18 protein-coding genes are annotated in these 21,695 nt (G+C 68.1%); 9 read left to right on the top strand and 9 right to left on the bottom strand.

The features are described from left to right. Nucleotides 1-2 precede the first annotated feature (2 nt). Nucleotides 3-1,301, bottom strand: a complete 1,299-nt coding sequence (locus tag OD750_RS14615) for a sugar MFS transporter (RefSeq protein WP_263541420.1) — start codon at nt 1,299-1,301, stop codon at nt 3-5. A gap of 317 nt (nt 1,302-1,618) precedes the next feature. Between OD750_RS14615 and glk the strand changes: the two genes are divergently transcribed. From glk to OD750_RS14600, 3 genes are all read left to right on the top strand, one after another. Next, entirely contained in the window at nt 1,619-2,749 is a 1,131-nt protein-coding gene (gene glk, locus OD750_RS14610; protein WP_425508232.1) for a glucokinase, read from the top strand. 158 nt (nt 2,750-2,907) lie between these two features. Then, a complete protein-coding gene (locus OD750_RS14605; protein WP_263541418.1) occupies nt 2,908-5,583 on the top strand; it encodes a TonB-dependent receptor in 2,676 nt (891 codons plus the stop codon). A gap of 170 nt (nt 5,584-5,753) precedes the next feature. After that, a complete protein-coding gene (locus OD750_RS14600) occupies nt 5,754-8,057 on the top strand; it encodes a family 20 glycosylhydrolase (protein WP_263541417.1) in 2,304 nt (767 codons plus the stop codon). A gap of 186 nt (nt 8,058-8,243) precedes the next feature. Here the strand turns inward: OD750_RS14600 and OD750_RS14595 are convergent, their stop codons facing one another. Next, on the bottom strand, nt 8,244-9,023 hold the full coding sequence (locus OD750_RS14595; protein WP_263541416.1) for a DUF3298 and DUF4163 domain-containing protein: 780 nt from the start codon (nt 9,021-9,023) through the stop codon (nt 8,244-8,246). A gap of 82 nt (nt 9,024-9,105) precedes the next feature. Here OD750_RS14595 and OD750_RS14590 point away from each other — a divergent pair, with 82 nt between their 5' ends. Continuing rightward, nucleotides 9,106-9,783: a protein kinase family protein gene (locus OD750_RS14590; protein WP_263541415.1), complete on the top strand. Its 678-nt coding sequence runs from the start codon at nt 9,106-9,108 to the stop codon at nt 9,781-9,783. Here the strand turns inward: OD750_RS14590 and OD750_RS14585 are convergent. Together OD750_RS14585 and OD750_RS14580 are read right to left on the bottom strand one after the other, a co-directional pair. Then, the gene (locus OD750_RS14585) at nt 9,780-11,018 is read right to left on the bottom strand and encodes a CSLREA domain-containing protein (RefSeq protein WP_263541414.1); all 1,239 of its coding nucleotides are present in this window, start codon (nt 11,016-11,018) and stop codon (nt 9,780-9,782) included. The two genes, OD750_RS14590 and OD750_RS14585, sit on opposite strands and share 4 nt — an antisense overlap. A gap of 108 nt (nt 11,019-11,126) precedes the next feature. Further along, nucleotides 11,127-11,789, bottom strand: coding sequence for an energy transducer TonB (locus OD750_RS14580; protein WP_263541413.1), 663 nt, complete (start codon nt 11,787-11,789; stop codon nt 11,127-11,129). 219 nt (nt 11,790-12,008) lie between these two features. Between OD750_RS14580 and OD750_RS14575 the strand changes: the two genes are divergently transcribed. Genes OD750_RS14575 through OD750_RS14560 form a run of 4 tightly spaced genes read left to right on the top strand, consistent with a single transcriptional unit; the run spans nt 12,009 to nt 15,888 of the window. Next, nucleotides 12,009-13,007: a sulfate ABC transporter substrate-binding protein gene (locus OD750_RS14575; protein WP_263541412.1), complete on the top strand. Its 999-nt coding sequence runs from the start codon at nt 12,009-12,011 to the stop codon at nt 13,005-13,007. A gap of 55 nt (nt 13,008-13,062) precedes the next feature. Continuing rightward, the gene (gene cysT / locus OD750_RS14570) at nt 13,063-13,881 is read left to right on the top strand and encodes a sulfate ABC transporter permease subunit CysT (RefSeq protein WP_263541411.1); all 819 of its coding nucleotides are present in this window, start codon (nt 13,063-13,065) and stop codon (nt 13,879-13,881) included. 1 nt (nt 13,882) lies between these two features. Further along, the gene (gene cysW, locus OD750_RS14565) at nt 13,883-14,746 is read left to right on the top strand and encodes a sulfate ABC transporter permease subunit CysW (protein WP_263541410.1); all 864 of its coding nucleotides are present in this window, start codon (nt 13,883-13,885) and stop codon (nt 14,744-14,746) included. A 2-nt stretch (nt 14,747-14,748) separates the two neighbouring features. Then, nucleotides 14,749-15,888 (top strand): sulfate/molybdate ABC transporter ATP-binding protein, encoded by a 1,140-nt coding sequence (locus OD750_RS14560; protein ID WP_263541409.1) that lies wholly within the window; start codon nt 14,749-14,751, stop codon nt 15,886-15,888. Nucleotides 15,889-15,936: 48 nt separating this feature from the next. On the opposite strand, the gene OD750_RS14555 is transcribed toward OD750_RS14560, so the two are convergent. Next, the gene (locus OD750_RS14555; RefSeq protein ID WP_263541408.1) at nt 15,937-16,830 is read right to left on the bottom strand and encodes a LysR family transcriptional regulator; all 894 of its coding nucleotides are present in this window, start codon (nt 16,828-16,830) and stop codon (nt 15,937-15,939) included. A 98-nt stretch (nt 16,831-16,928) separates the two neighbouring features. Here OD750_RS14555 and OD750_RS14550 point away from each other — a divergent pair, with 98 nt between their 5' ends. Continuing rightward, nucleotides 16,929-17,819: a DMT family transporter gene (locus OD750_RS14550; RefSeq protein ID WP_263541407.1), complete on the top strand. Its 891-nt coding sequence runs from the start codon at nt 16,929-16,931 to the stop codon at nt 17,817-17,819. 169 nt (nt 17,820-17,988) lie between these two features. Here OD750_RS14550 and OD750_RS14545 read toward each other — a convergent pair whose 3' ends face one another. The 4 genes from OD750_RS14545 to OD750_RS14530 form a co-directional block, all read right to left on the bottom strand. Beyond that, nucleotides 17,989-18,921 carry an NUDIX hydrolase gene (locus OD750_RS14545; protein WP_263541406.1) on the bottom strand — a complete coding sequence of 311 codons (933 nt, stop codon included), beginning with the start codon at nt 18,919-18,921 and terminating at the stop codon, nt 17,989-17,991. Next, complete coding sequence (locus OD750_RS14540; protein ID WP_263541405.1) at nt 18,918-19,469, bottom strand: GNAT family N-acetyltransferase; 552 nt, start codon at nt 19,467-19,469, stop codon at nt 18,918-18,920. Before OD750_RS14540 ends, OD750_RS14545 begins: the two co-directional genes overlap by 4 nt. A 213-nt stretch (nt 19,470-19,682) precedes the next feature. Then, nucleotides 19,683-20,777 (bottom strand): ABC transporter permease, encoded by a 1,095-nt coding sequence (locus tag OD750_RS14535; protein ID WP_263541404.1) that lies wholly within the window; start codon nt 20,775-20,777, stop codon nt 19,683-19,685. Continuing rightward, entirely contained in the window at nt 20,774-21,694 is a 921-nt protein-coding gene (locus OD750_RS14530; protein ID WP_263542101.1) for an ABC transporter ATP-binding protein, read from the bottom strand. The genes OD750_RS14535 and OD750_RS14530 overlap by 4 nt, the downstream gene beginning before the upstream one ends. Between the last annotated feature and the right edge of the window lies 1 nt (nt 21,695).

Genomic DNA, 21,695 nt, shown 5'->3' with positions numbered 1-21,695 from the left:
CGCTACGAAGCCAGCGCCGCCGCGCCCGTCGCGGCGGCGCGCCGGCCGGCCGCGTAGCCCTTGAGTGCGTAGAACAAAATATACAAATAACAGGGTGCCGCGATCGCCAGAAACACCAGTTGGAAGTCGTAGTGGTCTTTCAGCCGCGCGAACAGGCTCGGAATCAGCGCGCCGCCGGCGATGCCCATGATGAGAAGCGCCGACCCGGTTTCGGTGAAGCGGCCGAGCCCTGCGATCGCGAGCGGGAAGATCGCCGGCCACATCAGCGCGTTGGCGAGCCCGAGCGCCGCGATGAACGCGACCGAGACGTAGCCCTTCGTCACGTACGCGAGCACGCAGAACACGATGCCGAGCACGGCCGATATCGCCAGACCCCGCTCCTGCGACAGGTACTTCGGAATCGCGAACAGGCCGACGACGTAGCCGATCAGCATGCCGGTCAGCGTGAAGCTCGGGAAATACGCCGTCTGGCTCGTCGGCAGGCCGAAGCCCTTGCCGTAGGTGCCGATCGCGTCGCCGGCGAGCACCTCCACGCCGACGTAGAGGAACAGGCAAAGCACGCCAAGCCACAAATGCGGGAACTGGAAGATGCTGCCTTTTTTGCCGCCGTCGCTCGACGCGTTCGCCTCCGCCGCGCGCACTTCCGGCAGCGGCGACTTGACGATCCAGAACGCGAGCCCGACCAGCAGCGCGGCCATCGCCATGTACGGCCAATACACCGCGGCGGCGAATTGGTTCAACAGCTCGTTGCGGATTTCGGGCGTCGCGGCGGCGGCCACGCGGCTCTCGAAATGGTCGACGTCCTTCATCACGAGCATGCCGAACACGATGGGGCTCAGGATGCCGGCGAGCTTGTTGCAGATGCCCATCACGCTGATGCGCGCAGCGGCGCTTTCGATCGGACCGAGAATGCTGATATACGGATTCGACGCCGTTTGCAGCAGCGACAGGCCGGAGCCGATCACGAACAGGCCGGCGAGGCAGACCGGATAGTTGCGCGCGGTGGCGAACGTGCCGAACACGACGGTGCCGACGGCCATCACGCCGAGGCCGATCGCCATGCCGCGCTTCATGCCGGTGCGTACGAGGATCCACGACGACGGCAGCGCAAGAAAGAAGTACGCCATGTAGAACGCCATCGTGACGAGAAACGCCTTGGCGTCGGTGTCGAGGTCGAACGCGAGCTTGACGAACGCGATCAGCGGGCCGTTGAGCCAGGTGACGAATCCAAAAATAAAGAACAGTACGCCGATGGTGGCGACCGAACTCTTGTAGCTGTCGCCCGTGGTAACGCTCGTCATGCCCTCGCTCCCGAATGCCGGTTGGAATGGTGCGGTCGCCTTCCCGAGCGCCCGCCGGCTCGTCCGTGCCGTCGCGCCGTGCACACGGCGAGGCATCGAGACTAGCAACGTTGTCATATCTTGCGCGCGGCGCGCGCGTTTTGCACCTGCCGCGAATGCTGCACTGCAGCGATCCGGAACGGCTTTGCGCAGTCGGGCCGCCGCCGGCGGATCAGGCGAGAAAAGCGAGCGTCTAAGCGGGTTTCGTGCCAATGCGGCGCAACCCGTTGTGCGCATTGGGTCGGCCTCAGATCGGTCGTGGGCGGGTGCCTCCGGTCATGCATGACAGGCAGTTGACAACGTTGTCACGCGCTACCACACTCGGCGCCGCTTGGGGGAATGTCGCAAAGACAACGCGTATACCGACAGGGGAGGAAGGCGTGGCCCAACCAGCCAGTCAACGATTCGCCGGAGCGCGGACGGCCGCCATGGCGCCGTTCATCGCTGCGGACGTCGGCGGCACGCACGCGCGCATCGGCCTCGTCCGCGCCGAAAGCGCGAACTCCTCGGCCGTGCGCGTGGAGCAGTACGACAAGTACGTGTGCGCCGACTTTCCGGATCTCGCCTCCCTGCTCGCCCGTTTTCTGCGTTCGATCGGCGACGTGCGCGTCGACCGCATCGCGATCGCCTGCGCCGGCATCGCCGTCGGCGACACGCTCGTCAACAAGAACCTGCCGTGGGCCGTGTCGATGTCGGCGATCGGCGCCGAGCTCGGCGTCGAGCGCGTGCGCCTCGTCAACGATTTCGAAGCGGTGGCATACGCGACGCACTACCTGCGCGCGAACGAAACCGTGCTGCTCGCCGGCCATGCCGACGAAGCGGCGAACGGCCCCACGCTGATCGTCGGCCCCGGCACCGGTCTCGGCGCCGCGGTGCGCATCGCCGGCGGACCTCACCCGACCATCCTCGCTACCGAAGCCGGTCAGGCGTCGCTCGCGCCGGGCAACGAGATCGAGATCGAGATCCTGCGCGTGCTGATGCGGCGCGACAGCCACGTGTCGAACGAGGCCGTGCTGTCCGGGCCCGGTCTGGTAAACCTCTACAATGCGCTTTGTGACATCCGCGGCACGACGCCCGAACTGCGCGCGCCGGCGGCGATCACCGAAGCGGCGCTCAATGCGCACGACGCCCTCGCGCTCGAAGCGCTGAACGTGTTCTGCGCGTGGCTCGGCGCGGTCGTCGGCGATATGGCGCTCGTCTGCGGCGCGCGCGGCGGCGTGCACCTGGCCGGCGGCATCCTGCCGCAGATCCGGCAGTTTCTGGTCACGTCGAATTTCAGCGCGCGCTTTCTCGCCAAGGGGGCGATGCGCGCGGTGCTCGAACGCATTCCCGTCAGCCTGATCGAACACGGCCAGCTCGGCGTGATCGGCGCGGCGACCTGGTTCCTCGACACCCAGAACGACGGGTAACGCGGGACCGCGATCAACGGCGCTGCGCGCGCAGTGCCAGGGTATGGAAGAAGGCAGGTAACAGGACCGTTGCGACAAACAGAAAGAGGCCCGTCGATCGGCGTTGCGCGCGCAGCGACTAAAGCGACACCCACTCACGGTAGGGAAGGGGAACACCCATGATCCATCGCAAGAAAATACTGGCGGTCAGTATCGTCGCGGCGCTCGGCTTCTACGGGGTCGCTCAGGCCGAAACGACGGCCGCAGCCGAGACTGAGGCGCAGTCGTCCGGCGACAACCGCAGCACGCAGGAACTCGAAGAGGTCGTCGTCAAGGGCATCCGGCAGAGCCTGAAGGCGTCGCTCGACACCAAGCGCGAAGCCGAAGCCGTGGTCGAGGCGATCACCGCCGAAGACATCGGCAAATTCCCGAACACGAACGTCGCCGAGGCGATGATCACGGTGCCGGGCGTCACGATCGACCGCCGCTTCGGCCAGGGCGAGCGCGTCAGCATCGACGGCACCGATCCGAGCCTCAATCTTTCGTTCCTCGACGGCCATCCGGTCGCCCAGTCGATCTGGCTGTACGGCGAGCAGCCGAACCGCGGCTTCGACTACACGCTGATCGCGCCGGAAATCCTCGGCCGCCTGGAAATCTACAAGTCGCCCGAAGCGCGTCTGCCGGAAGGTTCGATCGGCGGCACGATCTTCATGCACACGCGCAAGCCGCTCGATCTCGAAGCCGGTTCGATCTCCGGCTCGATCGGCTACAGCTACAGCGACCAGGCGTCGGAAGGCAAGCCGAACGCCTCGCTGCTGTTCAGCACGAAGAACGCGGCCGAAACCTTCGGCATCACGGTCGCCGCGCAGCACTACGAAGAGCAGGTCGACCGCCAGGGCATCGAAATCTTCGGCTACGTGCCGGCTTCGACGTTCACCAACGCGACCGGCGTCGCCGGCAACGTGATGGTGCCGAACTCGGTCAACGCCGCGTGGTTCCAGCAGAAGCGCGAGCGCGACAGCGCCGCGGTGAACCTGCAGTTCAAGCCGACCGATCGCATCGAAGCGAACCTGTCGGCGCTGTACATCAAGGAAAATTTCGACAATTACAACCAGTCGGTCTACAGCTTCACGACGTGGACGCCGGCGACGGTCGGCGCGGTCGACCAGCTCGGCAACGTGCGCGGCGGCGTCGCGCAGAGCGGTCATTCGTCGGCCAACGGCGGCGCGGTGATCTACGACAACCAGGCGCGCGAATCGGAAGTTACGACCAAGGGCCTCGACCTCAACGTGCAGTACAGCGGCGAGACGTGGACCGTCGGCGGGCAGGCCGGCCGCTCGAAGTCGGAAAACCCGGACATCGCGCAGTGGTTCATCGAACCGGTCTACCAGGGCGGCTTCAGCTGGGATACGCATCGCGGCGTGACGTTCGACGATCCGACCGCCGCACGCAATCCGGCGAACTGGCGCGACGCCGGCTGGATGGGCAACCGCGGCGCGTTCTCGTCGGAAGGCAAGGACACGTACTATCAGCTCGACTTCTCGCGCAGCTTCGACAGCGTGTTCAACCAGCTGCTGTTCGGCTACCGCTACACCAAGCACGAAGAAGCCTACGGCCTGACCGTGGTCGGCGGCGTGCGCCTGGGCTCGCTCGCGGACGTCGGCACGATCGGCTACGCCGACACGATGGGCGCGTTCAACGGCTTCTCGCCGGGTCACGGCGGGCACCTGTACGTCGGTCGCGACAACGTCGTGCGCTGGGTACGCAACAGTCCGCTCGACTACGCGCACCCCGATCCGGGCTCGACGATCAACAACACCTGGGCGCTCGAGCAGGAAACCGACGCGTTCTACGCGCAGCTGAACTTCGCGTCCGACAACGGCCTGCACGGCAACTTCGGCGTGCGCTACGTCGACACGACGACCGACGCGACCGGCTACAACCCCGGCGGCGCCGCGCCGGTGCTGCCGGCGCCGGCTTCGTGGTGGCAGACCAAGTCGACCAAGTACAACAAGCCGCTGCCGTCGTTCAACATCGCGTACGACGCCGCCGACGACATCGTGCTGCGTCTGACCGGCGCGCAGATGATCGCCTGGGCGCCGTACAACCAGATGGTCAACAACACGTTCCTCAACGACTCGACGCTGACCGGCGCCGGCGGCAACGCCGACCTCAAGCCGTACGAAGCCATCAACTTCAACGCGACGGTCGAGTGGTACTTCGCCGAGCAGTCGGTGCTCGCGTTCGGCGTGTTCCACAAGCACATGCTCAACTACATCGACCGCGTCGCGCGCATCGAACGCCAGTACAACTCGATCCGCGACAACAACCCGGACCAGTGGGCCGGCATGATCGGCTTCAACGGCTGCGCCGCGGACGGCTTCTGCGACTACAGCGTTTCGCGTCCGTACAACGCGGGCTCGGCGAAGATCAAGGGCTTCACGGTCAACTTCCAGCAGCCGTTCGGCGACACCGGCTTCGGCATCCAGGCGAACTACACGTACGCCGATGGCGAAACGAGCCAGGGCAACGCGATGCCGTACCAGTCGAAGGATTCGATCTCGATCAGCCCGTACTACGAGAAGGACAACTGGACCGCGCGCATCACGTACAACTACCGCAGCAACTACCTCGCGGGCGGCTACGTCGCCGGCGCCGCGCCGGCGAGCGTCGACGACTACACCGACGTCGCCGCGAGCGTGTCGTACGCGTTCACGCCGAATCTGTCGCTCTCGTTCGACGGCAGCAACCTGATCGACGAGAAGTACTTCCAGTACCTCGGTACGAAGGACTATCTCGCCGGCCAGTACTCGACCGGCCGCCGCTACATGCTGACCCTGCGCGCGAACTTCTGATCGCGCGCGACGGAAACCTTGCGCCCGCGCCGGTCATGCCGGCGCAAAGAGAAGAAAGACCGAAAGACAGACGACTCCAACGTGGTGAAGCTTGCAGGCCGGGAACGGGATTCCCGGCCTCTTTTTTGAGGTTAGAGTCGATCCGGCATGTCGTTCCGACCGAGGTCATCATGAAGTTCGCGCCCGCATTCGCCGTACTTGTCATCGCGTGTGTCGCCGGGTGTTCGCGGCAGCCGGCGCCCGCGCCCGCGCCGCCGCAGGCCACGATAGTACCGTCACTGATTCCGCAGCCGTTGCGCCTGGACGTGCGCAGCGGCGTTTTCCGCGTCGACGCCGCAACGCCGGTGATCGCCGCATCGCCCGAGGCGAAAGCCGCAGCGGCGTATTTCGTCGACACGCTCGCACGCACGCGCGGCCTCGCGCTCAAGCTCGCCGACGCGCCCGCGAGCGGCGCGATCACGTTCGCGCTCGACGCGAACGCCGCCGGCGAAGGCGACGAAAGCTATACGATCGACGTCGCCGACAGCGGCGCGAAGATCACCGCGCGCACCGCGCGCGGCCTGTTCTACGGCGGCGTGAGCCTGTGGCAGCTCGCCACGAGCGACGCGCGCCGCGGCGACGCTGTCGCGTTGCCGGCACTGTCGATCCAGGACCAGCCGCGCTATGCGTGGCGCGGTCTGATGCTCGATTCGGCGCGCCATTTCCAGTCGCCGGACTTCATCAAGCGCACGATCGACGCGATGGCGCTGCACAAGCTCAACGTGCTGCACTGGCATCTGACCGACGATCAGGGCTGGCGTATCCAAATCAAAAAGTATCCGAAGCTGACCGACGTCGGCGCCTGGCGCGTGCCGCCGGGCCCCGCCGCCGCGGCCGACATCGATCCGGCAACCGGCAAGCCGCGCGTCTACGGCGGCTACTACACGCAGGACGAGATTCGCGACGTCGTGCGCTACGCCGCGCAGCGGCACGTCGAGATCGTGCCCGAGATCGACATGCCCGGCCACGCGCAGGCCGCGATCGCGGCGTACCCGGAACTCGGCACGGGCGATGCGCCCGGCGTTTCGGTCGACTGGGGCGTGCACACGTATCTGCTCAATGTTGAAGATTCCACGTTTGCATTCATTGAGGACGTGCTCGACGAAGTCGTTCCGCTGTTCCCGGGCCGTTACTTGCACGTCGGCGGCGACGAGGCGGTGAAGGATCGCTGGCAGGCGTCGGCGGCCGTGCAGGCGCGCATGAAGGCGCTCGGCGTCAAGGACGAAACCGCCCTGCAGGGCTGGTTTCTCGAACGGCTCGAGGCGATGCTCGAAAAGCGCCAGCGCAAGCTGATCGGCTGGGACGAGATACTCGAAAGCAAGCTGCCGGCCGAAGCGACCGTCATGTCGTGGCGCGGCACGAACGGCGCGATCGAGGCCGCGCACAAGGGGCACGACGTCGTTCTGTCGCCCGCGCCGCAGCTGTACATCAACAACCTGCAGAGCCTTGCCGGCGACGAGCCGGCCGCGCGGCTCGACGCGCTCGTGACGATCGAAAGCCTGTACGGCTTCGAGCCGACGCCGGCGGAACTGACGCCGGAACAGGCGCGTCACGTACTGGGCGCACAGGTTAACTTGTGGACGGAGCACATGCGTACCGAGGCGATGGTCGAACACGCGGTGTATCCGCGTCTCGCGGCGATCGCCGAAGTCGACTGGTCGCCGGCCGGCGCGCGCGACTGGAACGGGTTCGTCAATCGCCTGCCGGCGCAGTTCGCGCGCTATCGCGCGCTCGGCATCGGCTACGCCGACAGCGCGTTTCGCGTGCAGGCGTCGGTCGATGCCGGCAAGGTGACGCTCGCCGCCCAGGTGAAATCCGCGCAGATCCGCTACACGCTCGACGGCGGCGAACCGACCGCTCAGTCGACGGCGTACACGGCGCCGTTCGACGCGGGTGCGGCAACCGCGATGCGCGCCGCCGCGTTCGTCGACGGCGTGCGCATGAGCGAGGCGCCGCCGATCGCCCTCGACGCCGCGTCGCAGCGCCTGCGCAGCAGCGCCGACCTCAAGCCTTGCCGCGACAACGGACTGATCCTGCGCCTGGAAGACGACGCGCCGCTCGCCGGGCCGCGCGCGATGTACACCGTCGACATCTTCGATGCGTGCTGGATCTGGCCGCAAGCATCGCTCGACGGCATCGAGCGCATCGCGGCCGAGGTCGGCAACCTCCCGTACAATTTCCAGTTGTGGCGAGACATCAAGAATGTCGTCGTGCGCAAGCCGGCCAATCCCGACGGCGAACTCGAAATCCGGCTCGACGGCTGCGACGGCGCGCCGTGGACGACGATTCCGCTGACCGCGGCGAAAGCGAACCCCGGCGTGACCGTGCTCGGGGGCGAACTGCCGAAGGCCACCGGCCGGCACGACTTGTGTTTCCGCTTCACGCGGCCGGGGCCGGAAACGCTCTGGGCGATCGATCGGGTGCGGCTGCAGTAGAACCCTCCCCCGGAACGCCCCGCGTCCTGGGGGAGAGGGCAGGGCGAGGGGGCGACGCCGGGATCCTCCTCGACGCCGGATTTTCGAAACAGCCTTCAGCGAGCGACGTCCGGTGAAAACCCGGCGCCTGGCGCAACGATGCGCCGCCCCTCTCTCACGAGCGCAGCTTGAGGAGAGGGAGCGGCGTCATTGCGTCGCCTTCTCGAACGCCCCGCGAAACGCCGGCCTCAGCAATTCGCGAAATACCGACGCCGGCACCGCCACCTCGACGGCTCCGTCGGCATATGGCGCAACTTGGTAAGGTGGAAAAATCAGCACGAGGCCGCGCGCCGGCCGCGCGCCGTCGCCGTCGATCGCGAACACGGCGTAGTTTTCCGGCCGCGGCGCCGTGCCGTCCCTGAGCCAGCGCAGTTCGGCATTGTCGAGCGGACGCGCCGCGGCGCGCCGCGCGACGAGTTCGCGCCGCGCGTAGTCGCCGAGCGCGCGTTCGCCTTCCTCGGCGTCGGCGAAGAGGTCGGCCATCGTCACCACGCGGTCGCTGGCACGATGCAGGACGAACGAGGCGATCACCGGGTTGCCGTGGGCGCCGCCGCTGTACGCCTCGCCGGTTGCGACGATCGCGAGAAAGTCGCCGGTGTCGGCGCGCACGTCGAAGCGCAGATGCAGCTCCCACGGCACGAACTCGGTATCGGCCGAGCGCGGCGCGCCTTCGGCGGCGGCGAGAAACTCGCGCTTGCGCTGTTCGCCGTACGCGCGCAACGCCGCCGCCAGCGTCGCATCGCGTGCTGCGAGCGCGGGATAGTTGACGTCGTAGCGGTAGCGTTCGGTGCTGGCCTGGTCGACCGTGGAAACGTCGCCTGCGCGCGTCGCGGCGGTGGGCGTGGTCGGCGGGGCCGGCGGTTCCTGTGCGCCGCAGCCGGCGAGAAGGAGCGTCGCGGCGGCTAGGCGCAATGCGGCAGTCCGCATCTGCGATCTCCGTGGTGCCGTGCGACGAGTCTACGCGGGCCACCTGAATCGGGGCCGCACTCGCGCGTGTTAGCCTTTGCGGATGCAAGACTCCGAAGAACAACGCGAACTGCTCAAGGCCGACACGTTCGGCCACATCGAGCGCGTACAGCGCGGCGATGTGCGATTCGTGCGGCGCGACACCCGCAGCGCGCACTGGCTGCTGCGCTGGGCCGCGCGGTTCGCGGCACGCCACGAAGCGCGCGGCCTCGAGCGCGTGCGCGGCGTCGAGGGCGTACCGCAGCTCATCGCGTTCGACGGTGCGGTGCTCGAACGCAGCTATCTCGACGGCAAGCCGATGCAGGATGCGCAGCCGCGCGATCCGAAGTGGTTTCGCGATGCGCACCGGCTGGTCAAGGCGCTGCGCGCACGCGGCCTCGCGCACAACGATCTGGCGAAGGAGCCGAACTGGCTCGTGCGCGGCGACGGCCGGCCCGGGCTCGTCGACTTCCAGATCTGCTGGATCAGCCGCCGCCGCGGCGCGTGGTTCCGCATGCTCGCGCGCGAAGACGTGCGGCATCTGCTCAAGCACAAGCGCACGTACTGCCCCGACGCGCTGACGCCGGTCGAACGCCGCCTGCTCGCGCGCCGCTCGTGGCTCGCGCGCGCATGGAAGGCCACCGGCAAGCGCGTATACAAGTTCATTGCGCGGCGCTGGTTCGGCTACTGGGACGACGACGGCGGCGCGCTGCGCGTGCGGCGTACGCCGCGCGATCCTTAAGGCGCCGGCAGCTCGAACCCGTTGGCGAAGATGCGATCGTTGATCTCGACCGCGCCGATGTCGCAGCGCGGGCCCGACGGCCGCGCGATGCCGCGCGCGTCGTCGACTTCGCACGCGGGCGCCGCACCGGGCGCGGCCGGGTTGCCCGCGTCGATCGCGGGGCTGTCGGCGCGCGGCGGCTGCGTTTCGACGGTGCCGCCGTAGACCGCGAACGGTTCGAGCTTCGGATCGAGCGGTGCCGCCGCCGAGCCGATCTGGTCGCCGGGCCCCGCGATGAACGTGCAGCTCGTGCCCGGGTTGCCGATGAGGTTGTAGCCCTGCGACAGCAGCATGCCCGGCGAGGTTACGCAATCGGGATTGTTGGGTCCGCCGATCGCGACGCTCAAATCCACATTGCGCGCAATGATCGAATTGGAAACCGCGACGTCGCCGTTCGCGACGATCGCGCCGTCGCCGGTGCCGTTGAAATCGGCGTCGGCGATGTTTTCGGTCAGCGTGACGTTGTTGAACGTCATCGGTCCGTTGATCAGCACGACGCTGGCCGATGTCGCGCTCTCGTTCGCGTTGAACGTCGTGTTGCGAATGAGTGCCGCGCTCGTGCCGGTGTAGCGCAACGCGCCGCCGCCGTTGCCGGTCGCGTCGGTCGCGCTGTTGGCGTGGAACGCGCAGCCGTCGATTTCGAGGCCCCCCGCCGCGTCGATGCCGCCGGCCGTCGCGGCGGCGTTGTTCGACAGCCCGCAGTCGGCCACGCGCAGCGCCCATCCGGCGCGCGCGCGGATGCCGCCGCCGCTCGTGTCGTTGCCGTTGCGGATCGTCATGCCGACGATCGTCACGTGCGCGCCGGCCGGCGCGGCGGGCGTGCCGACGTCGAATACGCGTTCCTCGCGATCGCCGCGGACGGTCACCACGTCGGCGCCGGCGCCGCGCAGTTCGAGATTCGCGCTGCGGATGTCGAGATCGCCGTTGACGTTGTTGTCCTCGCCGCTGCCTGCGCGTTCGAGGCGATAGTCGCCGGCCGGCACGTCGATGCGGTCGTACGGCGCGGCGACGCCTTGCCCGCATTCGCCGGCCGCGGCGCCCGAAGGCAGGCCGGTGTTCGCGGCGGTGATCGCTTCGCGCAGCGAGCAGCGGCCGTTGTTGGCGACGGTGTCGGCGGCCTCGGTCACGACGAGCGTCGACGCCTGTGCGATCGGCGCGGCGAGGAGGGCGGTTGCCGCAAGTAAAAGATTTTTCATGTGCGAATCGTTTCGCACGCGCAATATCGCGTCAAGCGAACTTAGGTGTCGCGCCGCGGGTGGTCCGTCCTTGGACCGGTAAAGCGCCAGGGGGCAAACCTCGGCGGCTTACAACTGGTTGAGCTTGAACGCGATCGGCACGAGGCCCCACGCGATGAACGGCTGGCCGTTCTTCGTGCCCGGCGTGAAGCGCCATTTCATGACGGCCTCGCGCGCGGCGCGGTCGAGCGACGCGTGGCCCGACGACGACTCGACGATCGCCTCGAGCGGGGTGCCGTCGGTGCCGATCTTCACGCGCAGCATCACCGTGCCTTCGTGGCGGTTCTTGATCGCGTCACGCGGATACGCGACGTTCTTCATGCCGGCGCCGTAGCCGAGCGCGGTCGGCGCGGTTTCGGGGATCGGCGCCGGACCCGGGTCGGGCGCGGCCGGCGTCGGATCGACGGGTATCGCCATCGGGCTGTCGTTCGCCTCCACCGGCATCGGCGGTGTCGGCGGCGTTTCGACCCGCGGCGTCGGCGCCGGCCTCGGCCGGAACGGCGGCGGCGGCTTGAGAGGCTGTACCGGAATCACCTCTTCCGGCTTCTTCTCGGGAATCACCATGATCGGCTCGATCGCGGTGCTTTCGCGCCTGGCGACCGACTCCATCGCCGGCGGCGCGAGGATCAGCAAAGCGGCGAGCGCGTGAGCCGCCAGCGTCACGCTGATCGCGGAACTGCGCGTCCACTGGAAGGATTCGCGCGGACGGTCGTCGAATACGGCGGTAGCCATGATGTTTCCCCTTCAAGCCGCGAGTGCCGGCGAAGGGCTGCAACGACGCGGGTTCCCGGCCGGGGTTAGCGCTTCCGGGCGACATTCGCGGGCCCGCCGTCCCGGCCGCTTGCAACGCGATCGTGCGTTGCGTCATATGGTGATAACGGCGCGTCAATTCCGGCTTAACCGTCGCCGAACTAGGCTGTAGCCCACTCAACCGGCAAGGTCTGGAACCCCATGAGATCGATCCGCTCCACGCTGACCGTCCTCGCTTTCGCGTTCGCCGCGCACGCGTCGGCCGCCGACATCACCTTGCTCAACGTTTCCTACGACCCCACGCGCGAGCTGTACAAGGACGTCAACGCCGCGTTCGCCGCGCAGTGGAAGGCGCAGAAGGGCGACAACGTCACGATCAACGCTTCGCACGGCGGATCGGGCAAGCAGGCCCGCGCGGTCATCGACGGCCTCGAAGCCGACGTCGTCACGCTCGCGCTCGCCTACGACATCGACGCGATCGCCGAGAAGGGCTATCTCGCGGCCGACTGGCAGAAGAAATTCCCGAACAACGCGACGCCGTACACCTCGACCATCGTGTTTCTCGTGCGCAAGGGCAATCCGAAAGGCCTCAAGGACTGGGGCGATCTCGTCAAGCCCGGCGTCGAGGTGATCACGCCGAATCCGAAGACCTCGGGCGGCGCGCGCTGGAACTACCTCGCCGCGTGGGGCTACGCGCTCAAGCAGCCGGGCGGCAGCGAGGCGAAGGCGAAGGAATTCGTCACCGCGCTGTTCAAGAACGTGCCGGTGCTCGACACCGGCGCGCGCGGCTCGACCACGACGTTCGTGCAGCGCGGCATCGGCGACGTGCTGCTCGCGTGGGAGAACGAGGCGCTGCTCGCGCAGCAGGAACTCGGCAAGGACCAGTTCGAAATCGTCGCGCCGTCGATCTCGATCCTCGCCGAACCGCCGGTCGCGATCGTCGACAAGGTGGTCGACAAGCGCGGCACGCGCGCCGTCTCCGAGGCGTATCTCAACTTCCTCTACACGCCGCAGGCGCAGGAGATCGCGGCGAAGCGCTACTACCGGCCGCGCAACGCAGAAGTGGCCGCGAAGTACGCGGGCACGTTCCCCAAGGTGAACACCTTCACGATCGACGAGGTGTTCGGCGGCTGGAAGAAGGCGCAGGCGGCGCATTTCGCCGACGGCGGCGTGTTCGACACGATCGGCGCGGCGAAGTAACGACAGACGACGCGGCGCCGGCAACGACCGGCGCCGCGCAGGAAAGGCGCGACGCATGGCTCGACGAGTATTGCCCGGCTTCGGACTCAGCCTCGGTTACGCGATCGCGTACCTGGGGCTGATCGTTCTTTTGCCGCTCGCCGCGCTGGCGCTCAAGGCCGCCGGACTCGGCTTTTCCGGCCTGTGGGCGGCGGTGACCACGCCGCGCGTGTTCGCGGCGCTGAAACTGTCGTTCGGCGCCGCGGTGCTGTCGGCGTTCATCAACGCGGGCGTCGGCCTCCTGATCGCCTGGGTGCTCGTGCGCTACCGCTTTCCGGGCAAGCGCCTGTTCGACGCGCTCGTCGACCTGCCGTTCGCGCTGCCGACCGCCGTCGCCGGCATCGCGCTGACCGCGCTGTACGCGCCGAACGGCTGGCTCGGGCGCTGGCTCGAACCGCTCGGCCTCAAGGTCGCGTTCACGCAGACCGGCGTGCTCGTCGCGATGGTGTTCGTCGGCTTTCCGTTCGTCGTGCGCACGCTGCAGCCGGTGCTCGAAACGCTCGACCGCGACCTCGAGGAGGCCGCCGAAAGCCTCGGCGCCACGCGCGTGCAGACGTTTCTGCGCGTGCTGTTTCCGCTCCTCTTGCCCGCGCTGCTGACCGGTTTCGCGCTCGCGCTCGCACGTGCCGTCGGCGAGTACGGCTCGGTCATCTTCATCGCCGGCAACAAGCCGTTCGAATCGGAAATCATGCCGCTCTTGATCGTGCAACAACTGGAACAGTACAAATATGGCGAGGCAGCCGCGATCGGCGTCGTGATGCTCGGCATCTCGTTCGCGATCCTGCTCGGCATCGGCCTGTTGCAGCGCTGGAGCCGGCGCTGGGCGGAGCGCTGACATGAACGAGATCGTGCTCTCCCGCCGTCCGTCGAAAGCGCGCGTCAGCTGGCACGCGGTGCTCATCGCGTTCGCGGTGACGTTTCTCGTGCTGTTTCTCGTGCTGCCGCTCGCGGCGGTGTTCGTCGAAGCGCTGCGCAAGGGCGTGGGCGCGTATACGGCCGCGCTCGCGCATTCCGAAGCGCTCGCGTCGATCCGCCTGACGCTGCTGGTCGCGGCGATTTCGGTGCCGCTCAACACCGTGTTCGGCCTCGCCGCGGCGTGGGCGATGACGCGCTTCGACTTTCGCGGCAAGGCCTGGCTCGGCGCGTTCATCGACCTGCCGTTCTCGGTGTCGCCGGTCGTCTCGGGCCTGATCTACGTGCTCTTGTTCGGCGCGCAGGGCTGGTTCGGGCCGTGGCTCGCCGAGCACGACATCAAGCTGATCTTCGCGGTGCCGGGCCTCGTGCTCGCGACCGTGTTCGTCACGTTGCCGTTCGTCGCGCGCGAGCTGATTCCGCTGATGCAGGCGCAGGGCAGCGAAGAAGAAGAAGCCGCGCGCACGCTCGGCGCGACCGGCTGGCAGATGTTCTTCCGCGTGACCTTGCCGAACGTGAAGTGGGCGCTCCTGTACGGCGTACTGCTGTGCAACGCGCGCGCGATGGGCGAGTTCGGCGCGGTGTCGGTCGTGTCGGGCCACATCCGCGGGCTCACCAACACGATGCCGCTGCACGTGGAAATTCTCTACAACGAATACGACTACGTCGGCGCGTTCGCCGTGGCGTCGATCCTCGCGCTGCTCGCGCTCGTGACGCTCGCGGTCAAAACCTTCCTTGAATGGCGCTACGGCGCCGAACTGGCGGCGCGCGCGCCGCGCGGGCATTGACGATGACTCTGGAACTCTCGCATCTGCATCGCCGCTTCGCCGACTTCCGCGCGCTCGACGACGTCAGCCTGTCGATCGCACCCGGCGAATTCGTCGCGCTGCTCGGCCCGTCGGGGTCAGGCAAGACGACGCTGTTGCGCATCCTCGCGGGTCTCGACTTTCCCGACGCGGGCGACGTGCGCCGCGACGGCCGCGACCTGTTGTCGGTCAGCGCGCGCGAACGCGGCGTCGGCCTCGTGTTTCAGCACTACGCGCTGTTTCGCCACATGACCGTGTTCGAGAACATCGCGTTCGGCCTGCGCGTGCGACCGCGCGCCAAGCGGCCGAGCCGCGCCGAGATCGCCGAGCGCGTCGAGAAGCTGCTCAAACGCGTACAGCTCGACGGACTCGGCAACCGCTATCCCGCGCAGCTCTCCGGCGGCCAGCGCCAGCGCGTCGCGCTCGCGCGCGCGCTCGCGATCGAGCCCGATCTGCTGCTGCTCGACGAGCCGTTCGGCGCGCTCGATGCGCAGGTGCGCGTGACCTTGCGGCGCTGGCTGCGGCATCTGCACGAAGAACTCGGCCTCACCACCGTATTCGTCACGCACGATCAGGAGGAAGCGCTCGAACTCGCCGACCGCGTCGTCGTCATGAACCAGGGCCGCATCGAACAGGTCGGCACGCCCGACGAGGTGTACCAGCAGCCCGGCACGCCGTTCGTGTTCGAGTTCATCGGCCGGGTCAACAAGATTCCGGTCAAGTTCGCGGGCGGTCGCGTGCAGGCCGGCGACCAGCGCTTCGACGCCGATCCGCTCGACGGCATCGGCGACGGCAGCGGCGTCGCGTACGTGCGCCCCGAGCATCTCGCGTTCACGACGACGTCGCTCGACTCGGGCTGGAAGGCGACGCTCGGCCACGTGTTCTTCGCCGGCAGCGTGGCGCACGTCGAAATCGAAGTGCCGGCACTGGGCCTGACGCTCGACGCCGAACTCGGCGGCGACGAGGCGCAGCGGCGCGGGCTTGCGGCCGGCATGAGCGTGACGGTGCAGCCGCGGCATCTGACGGTGTTCGCGCACGATCCGAAAACCGGCCAGCTCGATCCGTCGCGGCGGCGCGTGGTGCATCCGCGCTACGGGCAGGCGGCGCTGGCGCGGATGCGGTAGCTTCGAGTCCTCTCCCCCAAGCGAGCTTGGAGGAGAGGGAGAAAGACATTACTGCACTTCTCGCAAAATCCCTTCCAGATAGTCGACGAACGCCCGCACCTTCGCCGGAATGAAACGGTTGGCCGGGTAGATCGCATGGATCTCCTGCACCGGCGACGCCCAGCGCGGCAGCACGCGCTTCAGGCGTCCGGCCGCGAGGTCGTCGGCCACGACGAAACCCGGCACGAACGCGATGCCGCTGCCGTCGACGCACAGCCGGCGCAGCGCGATCGCGTCGCTGCTGCGCACGCGCGACGGCGTGTCGATCGCGACCTCGTCGGCGCCGTTGACGAGCCGCCACACGCGCGGCGCGAGGCCCACCTCGAGCACGAGCCGCGTATGCGACGCGAGCGCGGCCGGCGTGCGCGGCGTGCCGCGGCGCTCGAGATAGTCCGGGCTCGCGACGAGCACGCGCCGGCTGCTGCCGAGCTTCCTCACGACGAGCCGCGCGTCGCGCTGTCCGCCGACGCGAATCGCGAGGTCATAGCCTTCCTCGACGAGATCGACGATGCGGTTCGCGAGACTCAGATCGAGTTCCAGGCCCGGATGCCGTTCGAGAAATCCCGCGACGAACGGCACGATATGCGTCATGCCGAGGCCCGCCGGGATCGTCACGCGCAGCGTGCCGTTGATCGCCCCGGAAAGCTGGCTCACCGCTGCCTCGGCATCGTCGAATTCGTTCAGGAGCGCCTCGCAGCGCGCGTAGTGCGCGCGGCCCGCCTCGGTCAGCGCGACACGCCGCGTGCTGCGCTGGAACAGGCGCACGCCGAGCCGCGCCTCCAGCGCCGCGACGCCGCGGCTCGTCGCCGAGACGTTCACGCCGAGCCGTTCCGCCGCGCGGACGAAGCTGCCTTGCCGCGCGACTTCGACGAACGCGGCCATCTGATTCAGTCGATCGCTCATTATTGCCCTCGGCGCAATAAACGATTGCTCGACGGCCAGTTTATCGCAGCGGCGCGCGAACCTATCGTACGCCCGTCATGAACTCGCACGGACCTTCGATGAACGCCGCCTGCACCGAACTCGCCGCCGAAAGACGCCCCTGGAACCTGCACGAATTCCTGCCCGCGGCGTTCATCGTCGTGTGGAGCACCGGCTATCTCGCGAGCAAGGTCGCGATCGCGCACGCGGGACCGTTCACCGTGCTGGTGCTGCGGTTCGGCATCGCCGCGCTCGCGTTCGCCGCGCTCGCGGCGATCGCGCGCCCGGCATGGCCGCCGGCTCGCACGCTCGCGCACAGCGCCGTCGTCGGCCTGCTGTCGCTCGCGCTGCAGTTCGGCGCGCTCTACACCGGCATGGCGCACGGTGCGAGCGCGGGCATCGCCGCGCTCGTGATCGGCGCGATGCCGATCGGCGTATCGCTGCTCGCGACGCTGACCGGCGAGGCGCTCACGCGCCGGCAGTGGGCGGGCTTCGCGCTCGGCTTCGCCGGCGTCGTACTCGTCGTGGCCGACCGCATCGATCCGAACGCGCTGACGCCGGCGGCGTTCGGTGCGCTGCTCGTCGCGCTCGTCGGCATCAGCGCCGGCACGGTTTACCAGAAACGCCACGCGACGGACGTGGACCTGCGCATCGGCCTCGGCGTGCAGCACGCGGCCGCGACGCTCGCGCTGTTGCCTTTCGCCGTGCACGAGGGATTTCGCCACGACGGCAGCGCGGCGTTCGCGCTGTCGATGGGCTGGCTCGTCGCGGTCAACTCGCTCGGCGGCTTCGGCCTCTTGTTCGTGCTGATCCGCCGCGGCGCGGCGACGAGCGTCGCGGCGCTGTTCTATCTCGTGCCGGCGGCGACCGCGGCAATGAGCTGGCTCGTGCTCGGCGAATCGCTGACGGCGTTCAAATTCGCGGGCTTCGCGCTGGCGGCGGGCGGGGTGTTTCTCGCGACGCGGAAGTAGCGCTGAAGTGCTGAATCTTGGACTCCTTCTCCCCCAAGCTCGCTTGGGGGAGAAGGTTGGGATGAGGGGGCGCCGCTACGGTTTTCGTCGACCTCGACGAAGTGCGACACGCTCTCCCCTCACCCCGGCCCTCTCCCCCAAACGAGTTTGGGGGAGAGGGAGTAAATCGCTACCGCCCCCACCAGGCGCCGGGAAAATACACTCCCGGATCCGGCCGCTCGCGAAACACGTCGTGGCGGAACCGGAACAGCTCCGCCGGCCGCCCGCCCGTGGTCGCGGCAAGCCTGCCGGTGCCTTCGACGAGGCCCGCGCTTTCCACCAGCCGGCGAAAGTTCTGCTTGTGCAGCCGGTTGCCGGCGAGCGCTTCGACCACTTGTTGCAGATGCAGCAACGTGAATTCCGGCGGCAAGAGCTCGAACACGACCGGCCGGTACGACAGCTTGCCGCGCACACGCCCGAGCGCGGTGGCGAGGATGCGCCGATGGTCGAGCGCCATCGCGTGGCCGCTCGCGGTCGACGCGGCGCAGTCGCGCTCGCGCTGCGCCTCGCCGACGAGACCGGCTTCCCACAAAAGCTCGTAGCGTTCGAGCGTGCGTTCGGGGTCCCACGGCGCGTCGTCGAGACCGAACGTCAGATCGATGCGTTCGCGCTTGCGTTTGTCGCGCGCGGCCCACGCATGCAGGCGCGGCGCGAGGTCGCGATCGATCAGCGCGGGCCGGCCGCTGCGCCAGTCTTCCCACGGCAGATAGCCGTACCAGTTGCGCCAATGCGCCCCGGCCTTCGCCGGCAGCGATTCTTCGCGCACCAGCGCGAGATACGCCGTGGAAATCACGCGCTCGCCGCCGGCGCGCTCGCGCGGATCGCGAAAGCGGTCGCCGAAGGTATACAACTGCTCGACGTAGCCGAGCTGAAAGCCGGTCTGCTGCGCGACCCAGTCGCGCACGCCGCGTTCGAGCGTCGCGTGCGATTCGAGATCGAGCGGGCCCGAAGGCAGCGCGTCGGCGCCGCTGGCGGCGTCGACGACGGTGAGCACGCGCGGCGCCTCGCCGGTGACTGCGATGATGACGGCGTCGAGGCCGATCAGGATGCCGGGGTTGTTCATGCGCCGGGCATGGTAGCCCGGCCTTCGTTGCGCGTGTAGGTCGTGGTGTATTCGAGACCGGCGTTCCACAGCTGCCAGCGCCAGAGCGAACCCTCGGCCGGGTCGTAGAACGCGAACGCCCGGGCGAAGCCGCAACGTTCGAGCACGCGCGTCGACGCGCCGTGGTAAGCCTGCGTATGCGCGACGACGCAGCGTACGCGACTGTCGGCGAACGCGCGCCGCACGAGCGACTCGACGGCCTGCGTCGCCAGGCCCCGGCCGCGGTGCGCCGGCGCGATGCAGTAGCCGATCTCGACCGTGCCTTCGGCGTCGGGCGCGCCCTGGTAACCGCCGAGGCCGATCAGGTCGCCGGCCGGCAGCAGGAACAGGTGCGTCCACCACGCGGGCGTCGCCTCGCCGTTCCACAACCCTTCGAGGCCGCGCTCGGCGGCACCGGGAAACTCGCAATAACCCTTGGCCACGGCGCGGTCGAAGCGCGCGGCGAAAACCTCGTCGCCCTCGGCCAGCGCCGCGAGCTGCGCGGCCGAGGCTGGTACAACGTGCAACACGGGACACCTCCGCTATCGTCTGTCGTCTCTACGTTTAGGGATACAGAATGGTCGCAGGCGATTAGAAAATATTTAAGGAAGCCTTGAACAAGTCCATCCCGGACGTGTTCAAGACGAGCCATCCGTGGCTCGCAGAAACTCTGAACGCGTTCGGCGTTTCGTTTAAAGGTCCGTTGCGGGAATCGTCCTTGGCTCAAACGGGGGATTCGCAACTCAGTCGAGCCGCTTGCTCACCCGCGCCACCGCGATCGACAGCATCAGCGCGCTGAACACGCCGAGCGCCGCCAGTTCGTGCCACAGGTCGCCCAGCGATGCGCCGCGCAGCATGATTCCGCGGATCAGGCGGATGAAATGCGTCATCGGCAGAACCTCGGAGATCCACTGCGCGAGCTTCGGCATGCCGGCGTACGGAAACATGAATCCCGACAGCAAGATCTGCGGCAGAAACGTGAAGAACGCGAGCTGCATCGCCTGGAACTGGCTCTTCGCGAGCGTCGAGAGAAACACCCCGAGCGCCAGGCTCGCGACGATGAACGCGAGCGCCGCGACGTACACGTCGACGAGATGCCCGCGTATCGGCACCGAGAAGATCAGCGTGCCGAGGAACAGCACGACGGTCACCTGCACGAGCCCGATGCCGACGAACGGCAGCACCTTGCCGACCGTCAGCTCCCACGGCGACACCGGCGTCGCGATCAGCATTTCCATGTTGCCGCGTTCGCGCTCCCGCACGAGCGCCATCGCCGTGAACATCACCATGGTCATCGTCAGGATCACGCCGACGAGCCCCGGCACGGTGTTCACCGGCGCGCGGCGTTCCGGATTGTAGAAATTCACGATCTCGACATTGTTCACGCTGGTCGCGAGCGGATTGCGCAGGCGTTCGATCGGATACGCGGCGAGCTGCCGCGCGGCCGACTGCACCACCTGGTCCGAGCCGTCGACGACGACCTGCAGCGGCGGGTGATCGCGGCGTTCCAGCCGCGTTTCGAAATCGGCCGGAATCACCAGCGCGGCACTGATCGCGCCTTCGCGCAAGAGATCGTCGAGTTCCTGCGGCGTCGCGAGCCGGCGATGGAATTCGATCACCTGCGAGGCGCCGAGTTCGGCGACGAGTTCGCGCGAACGCGCGGTGTTGGCTTCGTCGAGCACGGCGCCCTGCAAATGACGCACATCGAGATTGATCGCGAAGCCGAACAGGATCAGCTGCATCGTCGGAATGCCGATGATCATCGCGAACGTCAGGCGGTCGCGGCGCAGCTGGCGCAGCTCCTTGACCACGACCGACAGCATGCGGCGCAGGCTCATGCGGCCTCCGTCAACGGTTTGCGGGTGGCGGCGACGAACACGTCTTCGAGATTGGCGCGGCCTTCCTTGACGCGCGCGTCGATGCCGGCGGCCCTGAGCGCCGCGTCGAGCGCGCCGTCGTCCGCCTCGCGCTTGTCGGCGAGCACGCGCAGTTCCGCGCCGATCTGCGCCATCGACACGACGCCGGCGACGTGCTTGAGCGCCAGCTGCGCGCGGCGCGGCGCCGGCGTTTCGATCAGCCGCACGGCGTACGGCAACTCTTCGCACAACTCGCGCGGCGTGCCGTCGGCGACGAGGCGGCCGGTATCGAGAATGGCCAGACGATGGCAGCGCTCGGCCTCGTCCATGTAATGCGTCGACACGAGGATCGTCGTGCCGGCGTCGGCGAGTTCGAACAGCGATTCCCAGAACTCGCGACGCGACTGCGGGTCGACCGCGCTGGTCGGCTCGTCGAGGAACAACAGTTCCGGCTTGTGCAGCACGGCGCCGGCGAGCGCCAGGCGCTGTTTCTGGCCGCCCGACATCGTGCCCGCGAGCTGCTTGCGCCGGTCGCCGAGCCAGTAGCGTTCGAGCAGTTCGTCGATGCGCGCGCGCGTCGCGGCGCGCGGCACGTCGTGCACGGCGGCGAGGAACTCGAGGTTCTCCTGCACCGTGAGGTCTTCGTACAACGAGAACTTTTGCGTCATGTAGCCGATGCGGCGCTTGAGCGCTTCGGCCTCGGCGGGAATCGAATGGCCGAGCACGCTGATTTCGCCCTCGCTCGGCATCAGGAGGCCGCACAGCATGCGAATCGTCGTCGACTTGCCCGAGCCGTTCGGTCCGAGAAAGCCGTAGACCTGCGCGCGCGCGACGGTGAGGTCGACGTGGTCGACGGCGACGAGCGTGCCGAAACGGCGCGTCAGGCCGCGCGCGACGATC

The sequence above is a fragment of the Tahibacter soli genome (assembly GCF_025717065.2).
Lineage (GTDB): Bacteria > Pseudomonadota > Gammaproteobacteria > Xanthomonadales > Rhodanobacteraceae > Tahibacter > Tahibacter soli.
Note: the sequence above shows the minus strand (reverse complement) of the source record. Positions and strands in the feature narration are given on the sequence as shown.